Origin of the sequence: Dokdonia sp. R78006 (assembly GCF_042466145.1) — a bacterium.
Classification (GTDB): Bacteria; Bacteroidota; Bacteroidia; order Flavobacteriales; family Flavobacteriaceae; genus Dokdonia.
Genome location: NZ_JAXHBU010000001.1, coordinates 858,664 through 877,401 on the forward strand (window position 1 = coordinate 858,664; position 18,738 = coordinate 877,401).

Annotated in this window: 20 protein-coding genes; 16 read left to right on the forward strand and 4 right to left on the reverse strand. The window is 37.6% G+C overall.

All coding sequences use genetic code 11. The features are described 5' to 3' along the window. Positions 1-81 precede the first annotated feature (81 nt). Both SJY37_RS03830 and SJY37_RS03835 read left to right on the forward strand, forming a co-directional pair. Positions 82-1,452 carry a saccharopine dehydrogenase family protein gene (locus SJY37_RS03830; protein WP_298323781.1) on the forward strand — a complete coding sequence of 457 codons (1,371 nt, stop codon included), beginning with the start codon at positions 82-84 and terminating at the stop codon, positions 1,450-1,452. A gap of 72 nt (positions 1,453-1,524) precedes the next feature. Next, positions 1,525-1,995 (forward strand): Lrp/AsnC ligand binding domain-containing protein, encoded by a 471-nt coding sequence (locus SJY37_RS03835; RefSeq protein WP_013750864.1) that lies wholly within the window; start codon positions 1,525-1,527, stop codon positions 1,993-1,995. Positions 1,996-2,090: 95 nt separating this feature from the next. Here the strand turns inward: SJY37_RS03835 and SJY37_RS03840 are convergent, their stop codons facing one another. Continuing rightward, entirely contained in the window at positions 2,091-2,435 is a 345-nt protein-coding gene (locus SJY37_RS03840) for a TM2 domain-containing protein (protein ID WP_298323777.1), read from the reverse strand. A 50-nt stretch (positions 2,436-2,485) separates the two neighbouring features. On the opposite strand from SJY37_RS03840, the gene SJY37_RS03845 reads away from it, so the two are divergent. Next, positions 2,486-3,364 carry a hypothetical protein gene (locus SJY37_RS03845; protein ID WP_298323775.1) on the forward strand — a complete coding sequence of 293 codons (879 nt, stop codon included), beginning with the start codon at positions 2,486-2,488 and terminating at the stop codon, positions 3,362-3,364. 78 nt (positions 3,365-3,442) lie between these two features. Here the strand turns inward: SJY37_RS03845 and SJY37_RS03850 are convergent, their stop codons facing one another. Together SJY37_RS03850 and ahcY are read right to left on the reverse strand one after the other, a co-directional pair. Then, entirely contained in the window at positions 3,443-4,222 is a 780-nt protein-coding gene (locus SJY37_RS03850; RefSeq protein ID WP_298323773.1) for a hypothetical protein, read from the reverse strand. A 229-nt stretch (positions 4,223-4,451) separates the two neighbouring features. After that, complete coding sequence (gene ahcY, locus SJY37_RS03855) at positions 4,452-5,768, reverse strand: adenosylhomocysteinase (protein ID WP_298323771.1); 1,317 nt, start codon at positions 5,766-5,768, stop codon at positions 4,452-4,454. A gap of 71 nt (positions 5,769-5,839) precedes the next feature. On the opposite strand from ahcY, the gene SJY37_RS03860 reads away from it, so the two are divergent. The 13 genes from SJY37_RS03860 to msrA all read left to right on the forward strand — a co-directional run bounded on the left by SJY37_RS03860 (position 5,840) and on the right by msrA (position 16,924). Next, on the forward strand, positions 5,840-6,463 hold the full coding sequence (locus SJY37_RS03860) for a 4'-phosphopantetheinyl transferase superfamily protein (RefSeq protein ID WP_298323769.1): 624 nt from the start codon (positions 5,840-5,842) through the stop codon (positions 6,461-6,463). Positions 6,464-6,562: 99 nt separating this feature from the next. Further along, a complete protein-coding gene (locus SJY37_RS03865; RefSeq protein WP_298323767.1) occupies positions 6,563-7,276 on the forward strand; it encodes a geranylgeranylglyceryl/heptaprenylglyceryl phosphate synthase in 714 nt (237 codons plus the stop codon). 20 nt (positions 7,277-7,296) lie between these two features. Then, positions 7,297-8,256 carry a carboxypeptidase-like regulatory domain-containing protein gene (locus SJY37_RS03870; RefSeq protein WP_298323765.1) on the forward strand — a complete coding sequence of 320 codons (960 nt, stop codon included), beginning with the start codon at positions 7,297-7,299 and terminating at the stop codon, positions 8,254-8,256. Between the two features lie 5 nt (positions 8,257-8,261). Next, on the forward strand, positions 8,262-8,522 hold the full coding sequence (locus SJY37_RS03875; RefSeq protein WP_013750857.1) for a hypothetical protein: 261 nt from the start codon (positions 8,262-8,264) through the stop codon (positions 8,520-8,522). Then, complete coding sequence (gene pnuC / locus SJY37_RS03880; protein WP_298323761.1) at positions 8,506-9,138, forward strand: nicotinamide riboside transporter PnuC; 633 nt, start codon at positions 8,506-8,508, stop codon at positions 9,136-9,138. The genes SJY37_RS03875 and pnuC overlap by 17 nt, the downstream gene beginning before the upstream one ends. Beyond that, on the forward strand, positions 9,099-9,659 hold the full coding sequence (locus SJY37_RS03885; RefSeq protein WP_298323759.1) for an ATP-binding protein: 561 nt from the start codon (positions 9,099-9,101) through the stop codon (positions 9,657-9,659). Before pnuC ends, SJY37_RS03885 begins: the two co-directional genes overlap by 40 nt. Beyond that, positions 9,656-11,209: a DUF4301 family protein gene (locus SJY37_RS03890; RefSeq protein WP_298323757.1), complete on the forward strand. Its 1,554-nt coding sequence runs from the start codon at positions 9,656-9,658 to the stop codon at positions 11,207-11,209. The genes SJY37_RS03885 and SJY37_RS03890 overlap by 4 nt, the downstream gene beginning before the upstream one ends. Positions 11,210-11,287: 78 nt before the next feature. After that, entirely contained in the window at positions 11,288-12,586 is a 1,299-nt protein-coding gene (locus SJY37_RS03895; protein ID WP_298323755.1) for a DASH family cryptochrome, read from the forward strand. Beyond that, the gene (locus SJY37_RS03900) at positions 12,587-14,122 is read left to right on the forward strand and encodes a cryptochrome/photolyase family protein (RefSeq protein ID WP_298323753.1); all 1,536 of its coding nucleotides are present in this window, start codon (positions 12,587-12,589) and stop codon (positions 14,120-14,122) included. Further along, positions 14,076-15,617 (forward strand): cryptochrome/deoxyribodipyrimidine photo-lyase family protein, encoded by a 1,542-nt coding sequence (locus SJY37_RS03905; protein WP_298323865.1) that lies wholly within the window; start codon positions 14,076-14,078, stop codon positions 15,615-15,617. Before SJY37_RS03900 ends, SJY37_RS03905 begins: the two co-directional genes overlap by 47 nt. Positions 15,618-15,623: 6 nt before the next feature. After that, the gene (locus SJY37_RS03910) at positions 15,624-15,923 is read left to right on the forward strand and encodes a TIGR03643 family protein (RefSeq protein WP_108877294.1); all 300 of its coding nucleotides are present in this window, start codon (positions 15,624-15,626) and stop codon (positions 15,921-15,923) included. Positions 15,924-15,960: 37 nt separating this feature from the next. Then, positions 15,961-16,395 (forward strand): DUF2452 domain-containing protein, encoded by a 435-nt coding sequence (locus SJY37_RS03915; RefSeq protein WP_035335400.1) that lies wholly within the window; start codon positions 15,961-15,963, stop codon positions 16,393-16,395. Then, positions 16,385-16,924, forward strand: coding sequence for a peptide-methionine (S)-S-oxide reductase MsrA (msrA, locus tag SJY37_RS03920; protein WP_298323747.1), 540 nt, complete (start codon positions 16,385-16,387; stop codon positions 16,922-16,924). Before SJY37_RS03915 ends, msrA begins: the two co-directional genes overlap by 11 nt. A 107-nt stretch (positions 16,925-17,031) precedes the next feature. Here msrA and SJY37_RS03925 read toward each other — a convergent pair whose 3' ends face one another. Continuing rightward, a complete protein-coding gene (locus SJY37_RS03925) occupies positions 17,032-18,363 on the reverse strand; it encodes a M20/M25/M40 family metallo-hydrolase (RefSeq protein WP_298323745.1) in 1,332 nt (443 codons plus the stop codon). Between the last annotated feature and the right edge of the window lie 375 nt (positions 18,364-18,738).

An 18,738-nucleotide genomic window follows, 5' to 3' on the forward strand; every position in this document is an offset into this window, starting at 1 on the left:
TTAAGATGTGGCCCAAAACCGTACTTTAGACCAGCAGAATTCAATTTGAACTCTCATACAAAATTACAAAACTAACTACCCATGCGAAAGATTCTCGTAATAGGCGCTGGAAAATCCACGAGCCAACTCGTAAACTACCTACTTTCTAAATCTGACACCGAAGATTTACACATCACTGTGGGGGACATCTCTATAGACAATGCTCAAAAACTCATCAATAACCATAAAAATGCTACGGCAATAAGCCTTGATGTATTTAACAAGGAAGAACGTGAGCAGGCTATTAAAGCAGCAACTATAGTAATCTCTATGCTTCCTGCTCGTTTCCATATTGAGGTTGCTAGAGACTGCGTTACTTTTGAAAAGTCTATGGTAACTGCTTCTTATATTTCTGAGGAGATGGAAGCGCTTGATAGCGCAGTAAGAGAAAAAGGTCTTGTATTTATGAATGAAATAGGCCTAGACCCAGGTATAGATCACATGAGTGCCATGCAGGTAATAGACCGTATACGTGATAAAGGAGGAAAGATGATTCTGTTTGAATCTTTTACAGGTGGTCTCGTTGCTCCAGAAAGTGATACAAATCTCTGGAACTATAAATTTACTTGGAACCCTCGTAATGTCGTTCTCGCAGGTCAAGGTGGCGCAGCCGAGTTTATACAGGAAGGGACTTATAAATATATTCCGTATCAACGATTATTTAGGCGCACAGAGTTTTTACAGATAGAAGGTCACGGTCGTTTTGAAGGATATGCAAATCGCAATTCTCTTAAGTATCGCTCTGTATATGGTCTTGATGACATACCTACATTGTACCGTGGTACCATACGTAGAGTTGGCTTTTCTAGAGCTTGGCAAATGTTTGTGCTTCTAGGAATGACAGATGATAGCTATCAATTAGAAAAAACGGAGCACATGAGTTACCGTGATTATGTAAATTTATTTTTACCCTACTCCCCTACAGATTCTGTAGAGCTTAAACTGCGTCACTACCTCAAGATTGATCAAGATGACTTACTCTGGGACAAACTATTAGAGCTTGATCTTTTTAATGCCAATAAAAAAATAGGGCTTACAAACGCAACTCCTGCTCAAGCATTACAACGCATCCTAGAAGACAAGTGGACACTAGCTCCAGAAGATAAGGACATGATTGTCATGTATCATAAATTTGGCTATGAGCTTGACGGTAAGCGCAAGCAGATTGATGCAACCATGGTAAACATAGGAGAGGATCAAATAGAAACAGCAATGGCAAGAACAGTTGGCTTGCCAGTAGCTATGGCAACCTTACGCATTCTTAATGGAGAGATTACTACACCTGGAGTGCAACTCCCTATTAAAAAGGAAGTCTATGAACCTATTCTCAAAGAACTGGAAGAGTATGGCATCACCTTTAAAGAATACGAGGTTGACTATCTAGGTTATAGTCCAGATATCGTAGGAGGATAACCTTTTTAAAAATTGAATTACAGTTTATAACTATTTATATATCTTGTAGTTTCAATATAGAACCTTCTTGAGATGAAAATTGTAAAAGACGAACTTATAATAGATGGTATTGACAAGATAATCTTGCGCCAACTTATGGAAGATGCTCGTAAGCCTATTCTTGAAATTGCTCGTAAAGTGGGCATTTCTGGAGCTGCCATACACCAGCGTTTACGCAAGCTAGAGAAGTCTGGACTCATAGCTGGCTCTAAGTTTATTATAGACCCAAAAGTACTAGGCTACCGCACACAAGCATTTATAGGAGTATATCTTGATAGAGCTGCAAATAATGCAAGAGCAGTACGACAACTTAAAGATATTCCCGAGGTGATAGAGTGTCATTACACTACTGGAAACTGGTCTGTACTTATCAAAATTCTCTGTAAAAATAACGAGGACTTGATGAATTTACTCAATAAAAAGATTCAAGCGATAGACGGTGTATCACGCACTGAAACCTTTATCTCGCTTGATCAACAAATAGACAGACAGATTAAAATCTAACTTTTTACGCTTTCGCGAAAGCGTAACATTCACTAATATTTACGCATAAAAAAACCTCTCACTTGGAGAGGTTTTTCCATTATAAAAATCTTGAATTATAGTCCAGGATAGTTTCCAGTAAGGATATCTATTCCATCGATAATCCACCATACTCCTAGACCTCCTAGTGTAAGGATAAATAAGATGTTCCACCCTATTGGGCTTCCTAAATACCATCTGTGAGCTGCAAAACCTCCTAAAAATAACCATAATAAAATAGCAACTAGCTGGCGGTCTGCCTCTACTGCTGCTGGAGAAGTAAGTACTTCTGCCTGATCATCTTCAGTAAGTGTAACTCCGTTTACAGCAGCAACTGCTGTTCTCTGTACTGGAAATCCAGCATAGGTATTTGTAACGGCAAGCATCACAAACGCAAATAATAGTGTAATTTTGAGTCTCATAGTTTGGTTTTGTTTTTATTAGACCTAACTAAATTACCTAAAAAACAGCTATGTACTTACGAAGAATTCTCTTTTTTGCATATTTCTTGTTCGGAGCAACTGCTTACGGCCAACTTACTGCTTATGAATATATGGGCGTTATAAAACTTAATGACTCGGCTTTTATTTCTTACAAACTCGCCTTTGAAGAAGTAGATGGTAGAGTACAAGGGTACTCTATGGCTGATCTAGGCGGCAAGCATGAAACTAAGTCTAATATTAAAGGAATTTATGATAGTGAAAACAAAATATTCTCCTTTGCCGAATATGATATTGTCTACACAAAGTCTCCACTAGGTGAGGTAGATATGTGCCTCATAAACTTTGAAGGCAAAATGAGAAAACTTGAAAACAACAAAGCTTTTAGCGGTGATTTTAAAGGCCTCTACCCAGATAAGAGCTCATGCCTAGATGGAATGCTCATCATGTCTGCCACAGAAGAGGCGCAAGCTAGAATTGCCAAATTGGACAAGAAGATTCAGAAATCTAAAAAGGTAAGTCAAGAATTAAAAGATAGGATTTCGGCAAAGCGTTCTGTAGATACGCTTACCATGAGTATCGTAAGAAAAAACGAAAACCTCAACGTTTTTACTAAAACTAAGAATATCGTGATTTCTATTTATGACTCTGGTAAAGTAGATGATGACCGCATAAACCTTTATGTGGATGATGTACTCATACTAGAAGATTACTCAATAGAAAAAGCTAAAAAGCAAATACCAATCACTATTACCAAGAAAACAACAGTAGTGCGCGTAGAAGCCCTTACAGAAGGGACCTCTGCTCCAAATACCGTTAAGGTAGAGATACAAGACGGCATGAGTTTAATCACTACAAGAACAAGTCTTAAAACGGGTGAAAAAGCAGAGCTTACCTTAGTGAAGCAGTAAAAAAGCTAGTACTCTTTATAATTAAGCACAAAAAAACCCACGCTATAAACGTGGGTTTTGATTAACTTTAGCAAATTATTAGTTACACTGTAAATTGGTGAGATAGTTAGTTATATTCCTATCCTCATCTACTGAGAAGAGATTGTAATGATATTTCTTATTAAACATCTTATTCCCATGTTTAAAACTATTTCTAACATTACTCTCCATACCAGATATAAGTGTTGAACAGTCACCGAAATATTTTTTTACAATATCTATTGAATTTATACTTTTCTCCTGAGTTAAGGAATGAGCCCATTCCTTTTCTACGACATTACCTTGCTTATCAAATACAGTAAAGAAATTTACATCTCTATACACTCTACTAGCAAGGGTATAATTATCACTTTCAGCTACTACTTCCATTAATCTATAGGTTTTTTTCTTTGGAACCAACATTTTTAACACAACCGCCTTTGTTCCAGAATTAGAAAGATTAAAATAATATGTGACCGCGCCTCCACCAACTGATTGTCCAATAAATTCAAATTTCTTTAAGGCTTCTACTTCTAGAACCACCTTATTTATATCTTTAATAGCTATATCGTTTATTTCCCCATCTTCATCAAAATAATATAAAATCTGCGCACCATAAGTTATTCTACCCCAAATGCGTTGACTTACACCTACGTTTTTATTAGCTAATTGTAATTTTGGTGTATGCTTCTTTTTTCCAGATTTAGCCTTCTGATTATTTTCTCCATCATGCAAAGTAATTACAGATCCATCTTGCATAGTAATCTCACCGAAAATTTTTTGAGCATTAGTCGTTGCAAATAGTGAACCCATAAAAAGGGCAAGTAGCAATTTTTTCATATCATTTTTTTATTTAAGATGCTCAATATATGCATATTGCAAAAATTCACTTGCATAATTCTATTTAAAATGTGTCAAATTTTGTTTCCCCGCCCCTAAAGGGAGCAAAATTCTCTAACTGTCAGTACTTCTAAACTAACGCACAAAAAAACCCACGCTATAAACGTGGGTTTTTCTATTTAATATTTTCGCGAAAGCGAAAATAGTTTTATGTCTGTGCGACTCTCGCCTAGTATCTGTAGTACTCAGGCTTAAATGGCCCTTCTACTGTAACACCGATGTAATCTGCCTGCTCTGTAGAAAGAGTTTCTAGCTCTACGCCTAGACGTGATAAGTGCAACGCTGCTACTTTCTCATCAAGGTGCTTAGGAAGCATATATACTTCGTTGTTATAGTTTGCACTGTTCTTCCAAAGTTCGATTTGTGCTAGTGTCTGGTTTGTAAATGAGTTACTCATTACAAAACTAGGGTGACCTGTTGCACAACCTAAGTTTACAAGACGACCTTCTGCAAGAACGATAATATCTTTACCATCTATAGTATACTTATCTACTTGTGGCTTGATTTCATCTTTAGAAGCTCCGTGCGTGCTATTTAACCAGCCCATGTCGATCTCATTATCAAAGTGACCTATGTTACATACAATTACTTTATCCTTCATAGCCTCAAAGTGCTCTGGGCGTATGATGTCCTTGTTTCCAGTAGTAGTAATCACGATATCTGCGTTACCTACTACAGAGTTAAGCTTCTTTACTTCAAATCCGTCCATTGCAGCTTGAAGCGCACAGATAGGATCAATTTCTGTTACTGTAACAATAGAACCTGCTCCTTTAAAAGAAGCTGCAGTTCCTTTACCTACATCTCCGTATCCACATACTACTACACGCTTTCCAGCAAGCATAGTATCTGTAGCACGACGTATAGCATCTACCGCACTCTCACGACATCCGTACTTGTTGTCAAACTTAGACTTAGTTACAGAATCATTTACGTTTATTGCTGGCATAGGTAATGTTCCTTTCTTTACACGCTCGTAAAGACGGTGTACACCAGTCGTAGTTTCTTCAGAAAGACCTTTAATATCTTTTGCAAGTTCTGGGTAACGATCTAATACCATGTTAGTAAGATCACCTCCATCATCAAGGATCATGTTTAATGGCTTACGATCTTCTCCAAAGAAAAGTGTTTGCTCGATACACCAGTCAAATTCTTCTTCATTCATCCCCTTCCAAGCATATACTGGTATTCCAGCGTCTGCAATTGCTGCAGCAGCCTGATCTTGAGTAGAAAATATATTACAAGAAGACCAAGTTACCTCTGCTCCTAGTGCTTTTAATGTTTCAATTAATACAGCTGTCTGTATTGTCATATGCAGACATCCTGCGATACGAGCACCTTTAAGCGGCTGCTCATCTCCATACTCTTCACGTAGAGACATAAGCCCAGGCATCTCTGCCTCTGCAAGTTCGATCTCTTTGCGTCCCCAGCCCGCTAGGGAAATATCTTTTACTTTGTACGGTACGTACGGTACTGTCTTTGTGCTCATAATTTGTATATTTAGCTTATTTCTTAGCAGTGGCAAATTTACGCAATACCTTACAGAAAACCTTTTAATCGATGCCTCTTTACAAAACGATAACAGTTAGCTCGAGTACAACAGTCTATATTTGGAAGATTGAAGAAGATATTACTACGCTTTCGCGAAATATAAAACTTACAGATCATTGCCAGAATAGACTACAAGGAATGAAGTCTGAGCTTCATCAAAGAGGTTTCATGAGTATACGCCATCTTCTAGCCGAAGCTGGATACACGGACTTTGATTTATATTATGATAAGAATGGAAAACCTCATCTTCATGATGGGAACCACATTTCTATCACACATAGCTACACCTTCACTGCCATTATTGTAAGTGATCAACCTGTAGGTATCGACATAGAAAAGCAACGTAACAAAATCTTGCGCATTGCTCATAAGTTTACGCCTATAGAAGAATATTACACACTTACTAATGCAGATGCTCGCATGCGCAAACTCACCATTGTATGGGGAGCAAAGGAATCACTTTACAAACTATATTCACAAGAAGGTCTGAGTTTTTTAAAGCATATAGACGTTACAGATTTTGATTTTGACGATGGCAAGACTACAGCCACGGTAAATTATGAAGGCGCAGTCTCCACCTATGATCTCACCTTTATGGAGTTTGAAGGATTTACCTGTGTATATGGGTTTTGATTTTGGTCCCGATAGCTATCGGGATTGAGGGATTTACCTGCGTCTACGGTTATTAATAATGAATAGCATTCTTTGTACTGCAATTCCTACCTTCGTGTGGTGACTATATATTCCCAAATCATACATAAAAAAGAAGAAGGCGGTAAACTACTCGCAATTCTCATAGATCCAGATAAGTTTGAATTGGATTCCGCTTTCGCGAAAGCTTACTTGAAAAAAATACCCGCTACAACAACTCACATTTTTATAGGGGGAAGTACAGACCCAGCACGTAAAACAGCAACTGTGGTCCAACTTCTAAATGCCGAAACAGCATTACCAATTATTCTGTTTCCTGGAAATTACAATCAGGTTACTCCAGATGCAGACGCAATATTATTTTTATCATTACTATCTGGTGATAATGCCGAATTTTTAATAGGTCAGCAAACCAAAGCTGCGAGAGCAGTGCAGCAGAGCGAGCTTGAAGTAATCCCCACTGGATACTTACTCATAGACGGCGGCTCTGTAACTGCCGTACAACGTGTAAGCCAGACCAGCCCAATGTCGCAAGATGATACAGAACGCATAGTAGACACGGCACTTGCAGGACAATATTTAGGTAAAAAATGTATTTATCTAGAAGCAGGAAGTGGGGCAAAAACCGCAGTACAACCTTCAATTATCAAAGCCGTTTGCAATGCACTTACCATCCCAGTAATCGTGGGCGGAGGTATTAGAAATTCTACTCAAATGGAGCTAGCATATGAGGCTGGGGCAACAATGGTCGTTATAGGCACAGCTTTTGAAAATAACTCATGGAATGACTGCTAATTGAATATTAAATCATCCTTATGAAATACATCATTTATCTAATAACGATTTTCATCACAACACAACTACTGGGTCAAACGACCTATGTAGTTGATGCGGTGTCAAAAACACCCGTATCCTTTGCTACTATTTCTTTTGGTGATGGAAGAGGAACATTTGCAGGCGATGTTGGTGAATTTACATTTATTAGCTCAAAATATAAAGATATAGACAGTCTTTACATCTCGGCAATAGGTTTTAAAGAGCAAGCTTTTGCTGCCGCTAGCTTACCAAAAAAAATATTTCTAGCCCCAGAAGCGAGCTTACTTTCTGAAGTTATCGTTACCGCAGAGAAGAAAGGGAAATACAAGAAAAAAAAATACAAGGAGACTACACACACTAATTATTACAACTGCTGGCTCCCTACCGTAGAAAGTGAGGTTGCTGTCCTTTTTAATCGTGAGGAAGGAAAGTCTTCAAAAATTGCACAACTGTGGATTCCTATAAACTCAGAAAAGGAATATCGCAAAAAAGGTAACATGCAATTTTCTACCTTGTTCCGCATTCAGTTTTATAAAAATGAGAATGGACTGCCTGGGACACCGGTAATACATAGAGATATTGTTTTTCGCGTAAGCGAGCAAGATGACGAGATGTACGAATTAGATATAGATAAATATCAAATTTTCATTCCTAAAGACGGGATTTTTGCCTCCTTACAAGTACTAGGATATGCAGATAAACAAGGAAAGCTCATACAGACTAAAAAATATAATGAAATTGAAACTCCTAGAGGAATTCAAAAAGTATCTGTTACTTTTAGGCCTTTATTACCGTTTACAAATGAATTGCCGTCACAAAAGACATATGTAAGGAGAGTCTTTTTTAATAATAAAAAATGGCAAGTATTTGACCACACTTACAATGAGCATTCTGCGCTCGTAAAAACTGGAAATGTAAATTATGGAATGGGTGCATTGCTGCACGTTTATCAAGAATAATAACTATGCAAATCTCTGTAGATCTTACTTTTAGTCCGCTACAAAATGATTACGAAATGTATATCATTAATTTTATAAAGCGACTACGCGATTCTGGCCTTACCATTATAGAAAATCCTCTTGCCACTCAAGTATATGGGGACTATGACAAGGTGATGACTACACTTACTAAAGAAATGAAGCGCAGCTTTGAAGAAATAGGCATCGGTCTATTTTATATAAAAATTGTAAAAACAGATCGCTCTGATTATGTCGCAGATTTTTGATTTCCTTTTTGGCCAGTACGCCACATACGACACCTTAGATATTGTCTTAGAACTTATAGCAGCGATATTTACAATCGCATCTGTAGTCTACTCAAAACAAAATAACGTTCTCGTTTTTCCTACCGGAATGATTTGCACAGCAATTTTTGTATATCTGCTACTCAAATGGGGACTACTGGGAGACATGATGATTAATGGATACTACTTCATTATGAGTGTTTATGGATGGTACATCTGGACGCAAAAAGTAGACGGCGTTGCAGTTACTCCTATTACGAGAACTACTAGAAAAGAGCACCTCCTCTCTGTAGTTATATTTATTACATCTGCAATTTTTGTGTATATCGTATATATCATTTTTGATAAAATTGAACACTGGACATCTTACGTAGATATGATTACCACAGGCATCTTCTTTGTAGGCATGTGGCTTATGGCTAGACGTAAGATTGAGAACTGGATATACTGGATCATAGGTGACATTATCACTGTACCTCTTTATTTTTACAAAGGACTCACTTTCAGTAGTATTTTATATTTTGCACTCACTATTATTGCCATTTTTGGATATTTAGCATGGAAGAAGAACTTAGACAAGTCACCAGTAATTGCATAAGAGTTTGCCTTATTGGACCAGAAAGTAGTGGGAAAAGTACGCTTTCGCGAAAGCTAGCTCAGCATTACAACGCACCCTTAGTTCTAGAATATGCAAGAGAATATCTTCAAGATTTATGGGACACAAAGCAAAAGATATGCAGACCAATGGATCTGCTACCTATTGCCAAAGGCCAAATGAAATTAGAAAATGCTGCCGTAGCTAATGCCACAAATCTAGTTATTTGTGATACTGATTTACTCACCACAAAAATATATAGCGAGGCTTACTATGATGGCTGGTGTCCAGAATTATTAGAGAAAATGGCATTGGAAAACACATATGATTTGTACCTTTTAACGTACATAGATACTCCATGGGAGAAAGATGATCTAAGAGATCGCCCAGAAAGAAGAGAGGAAATGTTTAATTATTTTAAACATACCTTAGAGAAATATAAAAAACCATTTATTCTTGTAAAAGGCACTGTGCCTGAAAGAATGAAAACTGCAACTACATCTATAAATACACTTTTAGTTTGAATATCACAGAACAAGACATAGAGCACATCACAAATTTAGGTGTAACCAAGGATCAAGTAGAACAACAGTTCCAGATACTTAAGGAAGGAATTCCTTTTGCAAACTTGCGCAGTGCCGCTACAAAAGGTAATGGTCTTGTTGTGCTTAAGCCAGAAGAAGAAAAACAATTAGTACAACATTACGAGGATAATAAAAGCTCAATACATCCCTTAAAATTTACTCCAGCATCTGGTGCAGCAACTAGAATGTTCAAGTTTCTATTTGAATTTGTAGAAGACTACAACCCTCAGGATGGAAGTATTAATGCATATATAAATAAGAAAGGAGTTCCTGAGCTTAGATTATTTTTTGTGGGCTTGGAAAGCTTTCCTTTTTACAAGAGAATACGCGCACGCATTAAAGAAAAGTATGGCAAAGATGGAGCAGACATTAATGAAAATAGATTGCGTTTTGTAAAAATAATGCTTGAAGAGAAGGAACTCAATTTTGGAAAAAAACCTAAAGGATTATTCCCTTTTCACAGTTATAAGAAATATGTTGCCGCTGCTTTTGAAGAGCATCTTTTTGAAGGCGCTTTGTATGCCACAAAAGACACCGTTACCCGACTTCACTTTACGGTTTCCAAGGAACATCAAAAGAGATTTACAAAACGTTTTCATAAACGCAAAGACTATATAGAACGTAAGACAGGCATGACCTTTGACATATCTTATTCTTACCAAGACTCAGCTACAGATACGGTTGCCATTACAGAGTCAAATACACTTTTAAGAGATCAGGAGGGGAAACTCATATTTAGACCTGGAGGGCACGGAGCTTTAATAAAGAACTTAAATGAGCAAGATGCAGATATTATATTCATTAAGAATATTGATAACGTTGTTGTAAATAAGTACAAGACTCAAGTTGCTTATTATAAAAAGATGCTTGCTGGAAAGTTACTTTCACTTCAAGCAAGGTCTTTTGAATATCTAAAGAAAATTGACAATCAAAGCGAACTTGTAGACAGCGAGCGTCAAGAGATTGCGGCTTTCTTAGAAAATGATTTATTCTTAAGGCTTCCTGCAACCTTTAAAAAACTTGAAAACGCCGCACAAACAGACCTTTTGAGGAAATTACTAGATCGCCCCATACGCGTTTGTGGTATGGTAAAAAATGAAGGCGAACCAGGAGGCGGACCTTTCTGGGTGCTTCATGAAGATGGTACTGAGAGTTTGCAAATTATAGAAAGTGTACAGATCAATCCTGATGACAAGGAGCAGCAAGAAATTCTTAAAAATGCGACTCACTTTAATCCAGTAGACATTATTTGCGGTGTAAAAAATTACAAAGGAGAGAAGTACAATCTTCTCAATTATGTGGATTACAAAGCAGGATTTATTGCATCAAAAAGCTACCAAGGAAAGAAAATAAAAGCACTTGAACATCCAGGACTTTGGAATGGTGCTATGGCACATTGGAATACCATATTTATAGAAGTTCCACTAGTTACTTTCAATCCAGTAAAAACGGTTAATGACCTTCTTAAACCAGCTCACCAAGTAAAATAACACAATCATAGGTTAAATTTTGTTTAATCTTATTTATTAAAAGATAAACAATAAGTATCTTTATTTCAAAATAGAAATATGGATACCGCACTGGTATGGTTTAGAAATAATTTACGCGTTCAAGATAACAGTTCGCTATCCAACGCAATTGCTTCAGGCAAGCGAGTTATTGGGTTGTATAGTTTTGACCCTAGACAATTTCAAATAGGTGATTTTGGTTTTAAAAAGACGGAGAAATATCGAGCTCAGTTCCTGATTGAGACTGTCCAAAATCTCAAAAAGAATCTCAACAATCTCAACATCACTTTGATTGTAACTCACGAGCATCCAGAAATAACTATACCAGAACTCATAGACCAACACAACATCTCAGAAATCTACTCTCAAAAAGAGTGGGCGAGTGAAGAAAATGAAGTTACCCTTGCTGTTGAAAAAAAGTTAAGTAACGTAAAACATCACACCTATTATGATCAGTTTCTCTTTCATCCCGAAGATATTCCTTTCGATACTTTCGGAGACATTCCTCAAGTATTCACTCAATTCCGTAAAAAGTGCGAGAAAGAAGGCAGTGTCCAGCCTTTACAAGAAAAAATCGAAGCGCTTCCTTCAAAAAATCTACTCGATGAAGAAAGCGACATGCCTAACTTGCAAGAGCTAGGCTTAGATACTTTTATTAAAGACCAGCGCTCTGCTTTCCCATGGAAAGGTGGAGAAGACGAGGCTTGGAACAGGCTCAATGATTACTTCTGGAATACTAAGAAACTCCAGTACTACAAGAAAACACGCAACGGACTCGTAGGCGAAGATTATAGCTCAAAGTTATCTGCATGGCTAGCAAACGGATCTATATCTGCTCGCCAAATTTATTGGGAGGTAAAAAAGTTTGAAAATGAAATTATTTCAAATCAAGATACGTATTGGCTCATTTTTGAATTGATATGGAGAGATTATTTTAAGTATGTCTCTCTTAAACACGGTAACGACCTGTTTAAAATAGGCGGCATTCTGAATAAAGAATACGACTGGAAACGTAATGATAAAGCCGAGCGCGAATGGATTAATGGCAATACAACATATGACTTTGTAAATGCCAATATGATAGAGCTCAAAGAAACAGGATGGATGTCTAATCGCGGTCGTCAAAACGTTGCGAGCTTTTGGGCAAAAGAGCAACAGCAAGACTGGCGCGTAGGTGCTGCTTACTTTGAAAGTATGCTCATAGATTATGACGTACATAGCAACTGGGCAAACTGGATGTACAACGCAGGCGTAGGAAACGATCCTAGAGACAGAAAATTCAATATCAAAAGGCAGCAGGAAATGTATGACGGGAATGGCAAGTTTGTAAGACTGTGGACTCAAAATGAATTATTTTAAATGAGCACATTACGACTTATTCTGGGCGATCAGCTCAATCACAAGCACTCCTGGTATCAAGAGCAATCTGACGATGTTATTTATTTCATGGCAGAAATGCGCCAAGAAACAGATTATGCAACCCATCATATTCAAAAAGTTGTCGCCTTTTTTAAAGCAATGCGCGAGTTCTCTGATTGGCTTACATCCCAAGGACACAAGGTCATTTATTACACACTAGATGCTCTTGAAAATACCCAAAGTCTCATTGACAACGTTGAAAAACTTATTAATGAAAAAAATATATCACTATTTGAGTACCAACTTCCAGATGAATACCGCCTGCACGAAATGTTATCACGCTTTCGCGAAAGCGTAACAATCGAAGTAAAGTCATACGATACAGAGCATTTTATGACTTCTCGTACCGACTTGTCTTCTTTTTTTGAAGGTAAAAAGCTCTTTACTATGGAATATTTTTACCGCATGATGCGCAAGAAATATGACATCATGATGATTAATGATAAAGATCCAGAGGGTGGTAAGTGGAACTTTGATCACAGTAACCGCAACAAATGGAAGGGAGACACTTTAATCCCTATTGAAAAGACATTTGACACCAACGTATCATCTATTGTAAAGCTCATTGAAAGTGCTGGAGTTAAAACCATAGGACGCATAGACGAAAAGAATTTTGCTTGGCCTACTACACGCACTGAATCACTTGAAGTGCTCAATTATTTTTGTGAGCACTTGTTAGTTCATTTTGGCGACTATCAAGATGCCATGGATCCAGATCAAGCCTATTTATATCATAGCAGATTAAGCTTTGCTATGAATAGTAAGATTCTAGATCCTCAAGAAGTAATTGAAAAGGTTATTAACTACTGGAGAGCGCATCAAGAAGAAATAAATATAAGTCAGGTAGAAGGTTTTGTAAGGCAAATTTTAGGATGGAGAGAGTACATGCGAGGCATGTATTGGAAAGAGATGCCAACATTTGCAACGACTAACCATCTTGAGAATCATAATGCGTTGCCTGATTTTTATTGGACTGGAAAGACTAAGATGAACTGCCTTAAGTGCAGTATCAATAATAGTCTCGATAACGCTTATGCACATCACATACAGCGATTAATGATTACTGGCAACTACGCGCTTCTCACCATGTGTGATCCAGCACAAGTAGATGAGTGGTATTTGGGCATTTATATAGATGCCATAGAATGGGTTGAAATCACAAACACTCGCGGGATGTCTCAATGGGCAGATGGTGGTAAGATTGCGACAAAACCCTATGTGTCTAGCGGAAGTTACATCAACAAGATGTCTAATTACTGTAAAGGATGTCATTATAAAGTGAGTAAAAAAACAGGCGAAGATGCATGTCCTTTTAACTCCTTGTATTGGAACTTCTTAAATGAAAAACAAGAATATTTTAAAGGAAACAATCGCATGAGTATGATGCTTAGTCTTTTAAATAAAATGGATAAGAAGACATTACAAGCTCATCAAGAACGCGCAGAAGACATCATTAAAAATCCAGCAAATTATTAAAAAAGAGGTAAACATAATATGGTTTAAGAGGGACTTGCGCTTGCATGACCACCTACCCTTATACAATGCTGTGCAAGAGGGTAAGCCGCTGCTTTTACTTTACATTTTAGAACCTTCACTAGAAGCAGATCCTCATTACAGTGATCGTCACTTTAACTTTATTAAAGAGTCATTGCAAAATTTACAGCGTGAATTAACGGCCTTCGATTCTAAGGTTTTGATTGTCCATGACGAAGTAGTCTCTACTTTTAAAGAACTCATTAAACATTATAAAATTCACACCGTTTTCTCACATCAAGAAACTGGACTGCGTATTACCTATGATAGAGATCTTGCCCTAGAAGCATATGCAAATAATCTAAAAATAGCGTCACCAGAAAATAAATTTGGCTGGGTAGAATTTGCAAACAACGGAGTGCAACGTAAACTAAGAAATCGTGTAGGATGGAGCGAAGACTGGGAGTGGTTTATGAAACAACCACAGATTCCTTTTCAGCCAAGAAAAGATCAATTACTATCAATAGAAGATATTAATGCTCTAGAAGACAATTTTAAAAAAGTCTCTTTACAAACACCTGCATCTAGTCCTTTTCAAAAGGGAGGGACAACGATGGCGATGCGATACCTAGCGTCATTTTTGCACGATAATCGATACCTAAATTATGCAAAACATATTTCAAAACCTAGCCTAGCTAGAAAGAGCTGCTCTAGATTGTCACCTTACATCGCTTGGGGAAATGTGAGCATACGCCAAGTATATCAAGAAGCAAAACATTTTCGCGAAAGCTCTAAAAATAAACGTGCCATCGATGGGTTTACTTCACGATTGCGATGGCAAGCACATTTCATTCAGAAGTTTGAAATGGAGGACTCGATGGAATTTGTGAGTGTAAACAAAGGATATCACAAGCTCTCAAAAAATGTGAATGTTAAGTATCAAAAAGCTTGGAAAGAAGGCAAAACAGGATATCCTCTAGTAGACGCATGTATGCGATGTCTGTGTGAGACCGGCTATCTCAACTTTAGAATGCGTGCTATGACGCTATCTTTTTTTACACATAACTTATGGCAACCTTGGCAAGATGCCACGTATCACCTAGCTCAGCAGTTTCTTGATTTTGAACCAGGTATTCACTACCCTCAAATACAAATGCAAGCGGGTGAGACGGGAATCAATATGCTGCGCATATACAATCCGGTTAAAAATAGTTACGAGCATGACGAAAATGGTGAGTTTATAAAAAAATGGATTCCAGAATTGGTAAACGTACCTGTTGCATACATCCATGAACCGTGGACGATGAGTGCTCTTGAACAACAATTTTGCAATACAGTAATAGGTGAAAATTATCCTGCGCCTATAATTGACATAAAAAAAACGGCAAAACATGCGGGAGACGTATTGTGGAAGCTTAAGGAAGATAATATTGTAAAGCGAGATGCGTATCGTATCTTAAGACGACACACGCTCGCAAACAGAAATAATTTTGATTAAAAGACTATGAAAAAGCAAGAAATACCAGAATTTACAGAACGCGAACTAGACCGTATCATAGAAATGGCTTGGGAAGATAGAACTACCTTTGACGCAATAGAAATGCAGTTTGGGATCAAGGAACAACTTGTAATCGAAGTAATGCGTCGTGAGATGAAGGAAAGTAGTTTCCGTATGTGGCGTAAACGAGTGCAAGGACGTAAGACAAAGCATGAAGCAAAACGTGCTTATGGCATGGATGATGCACGTTTTAAATGCAGTCGTCAAAAACAGATTACACATAATAAAATTTCAAAAAGAAGGTAATATTATACTATTTACTTTTAAGTAAGAGATCACCACTATGACAAAGAAAAAACCAGACCAGGTCGTTTATAATGAAGAGAAGGGTAAGTATGATGCTGCACTTACTCCTTATGCAACAAACTTAGGAGCGCCAGCTATCGTGACTGACGATGTTACTACATGGAAAAACTCAAATATCAGTAAGGTTAACCATCAATTTAAGACTGAATATGAGGAGTTAAAGGCGCAGTATGAGGTGATGATGAAAAAATTTGAATATAACAATCTCATCTATGCTGCAAAGTTCTCTTTCGAACCGATTGTAGGTGCTATTTACCATCTATATCGTTCTAAAAATGGAGAGCCATTTTTGTCTTTAATTTCGCCAGAAGAATGTAATTGGGATTTTGCCGGAACCTTTGAATTAAAGGCCGATAAAATCTGGAACCGACTAGACACTCCAAAAGAGGAAGAAGAAGAAAATGAAAAATAATTTACAACAAGCCACGATAGGTGGAGGATGTTTCTGGTGTGTAGAAGCTGTTATACAACGCTTAAAAGGTGTTTCTAATGTGGTTTCTGGATATGCTGGAGGGCAAGTCCCTGGACACCCTACCTATAGAGAGATTTGCTCCGGACTTACCGGACATGCAGAGGTGATACAATTTGATTTTGACCCTGCAGTAATTACCTATGCAGAGATACTTACTGTATTTCTTACCACACACGACCCTACAACCCTTAATCAACAAGGGGCAGATCGTGGGACGCAATATCGCTCTGTAATTTTTTACCACAACGATGAACAAAAAGCACAAGCAGAACAAGTGATTAAAGTAGTACAAGAGTATTATGAGGATCCAATAGTTACTGAGGTTTCAGGGCTACCTACCTTTTACGATGCTACGCAGGAGCATCAAGATTACTATAATGAAAACAGACAACAAGGGTATTGCCGTGTTGTCATAGATCCTAAAGTAGCTAAGCTCAAAAAGTTTTATGAGCATTTACTCGCTTCTTAATACTGCAATAACAAATCATAAGAAAGCCACATTACTCATAAATATAGAGCAATGTGGCTTTTTAAGTTGTGGTGGGGATTAGTGCGCTTTCGCGAAAGCGTAACTCATTATCTTTCCATATTGATCAATCTGTAAATAAGAATTGCCGTACGCTTTGTGAGCATTTCTATAGTTTTAATATTTACAGTCTCGCTAGGAGTATGCGCTCCCGTCCCCATGGTTCCCAGACCATCTAGGCAAGCCACATACGCTGCCACAAACGAAGTATCTGCTGCACCGCGCTTTCCAGGATCATAGGCCGCAACAGCAGGACCTCCCATATCTTGACTCACTTGGCTTAAAATTTCTAGTACCTCATAATTTTGAGAAGTAGGTTGCATTGCTGGATAACTATCTTCAAATTCGACAACGGCACTTGTATGCGGTAAATTATTTGCTACAATCTCACGCATTTTTGCACGTGCTTCTTCCTTCTGCTCTTCAGAGATAAAGCGAAGACCTCCTTGCACGTATGCCGTTTGTGCAACTACATTACCTTTGCCAAAAATACCTCCTTTACTCTCCTCTGGGTTAAGCTCCATTGTGGTACCGCCCAGCATCATCCCTGGATTAAAAGACAGTAATTCTGGACCTCTTACCTCATTATAGAATCCGTTGAGGATACGTGCAAGTTCAAAATTTGCTCCTGCCCCTACGCTTTCGCGAAAAATTCCGCTTGAGTGTGCTCTCTTTCCAGTAACTGTAACTTTCCAGTTAGAAGATCCTCGTCTTGCTACGGTAGCATTATCAAATCCTGTCGAAGTTTCAAAACCTAAAGCGATATCCGAATTCTTTGCAGCATCTATCAAATCTTTTCTGCTTATTGTGAGTGGTTTTCCGGTACTTTCCTCATCTCCTGTAAAGGCTACGGTGATTTGCGCATCGTCAAGCAATCCTGCTTCTCTAAGAGCCTTAAGTGCATATAGCACTACTACGTTACCACCTTTCATATCATTTGCGCCAGGACCTTTTGCAATAGAATCATTCACCATTTCAAATTGCTGAAACTCGCTATCGTCCTCAAAAACGGTATCTAGATGCCCTATAAGAAGCAATCGCTTGCCTCTTGTTCCTTCTGTAGTAGCAAATAGATGCCCTGCTCTATTCATCTCGGCAGGCATATCAATCCAATTTGTAGTAAAACCTATCTCTTTAAAAGATGTAGAGAATACATCGCCCACTTCTTTCACCCCTTTTGTGTTGAGTGTTCCACTATTAATGTTTACTACATTTTTGAGAAACTCAATACTTTCCTCTGTATGTGTTTCTACGAGGTTTACAATTTGTAGCTCCTCTTTTGATAATTGTTGTGTAGAAGATTGCGCATGGAGTACTCCTGTTTTCGCGCAAGCAATCATTAAACTGATTACAATTAGAAATAATATCTGATGGTTCTTCATAGGTTTTATATTTAAGAGGCGATTATCTCAAAGATAGTCAATGCTCAATGATTGAATTTTTGGGTTATTATTCTTTTTTTTTCAAATAGAGGGTAGGAGTTTTTATAATTGGGCGGTTATATAACAAAGAATTAATCCTACTAAAAACAATGTTCCCCCACTTTTTTGGATTAGTGAAAACTACTTTTGAGTACAATTTCAAAAAAAAGCTGAAAAAACCCTAAGAAATATTTTTCTTGGGGTTTTCTCTTTTTAATTACTCTTCTTTTTGAAAATACCTGATTCTGAACACATAAGAATCACGATGATTATTTAAGCTCAAGAAACGCATTACTCCCAGGTAAGCATGATGAAAAAAAAGTCAAAAAAAAGTCA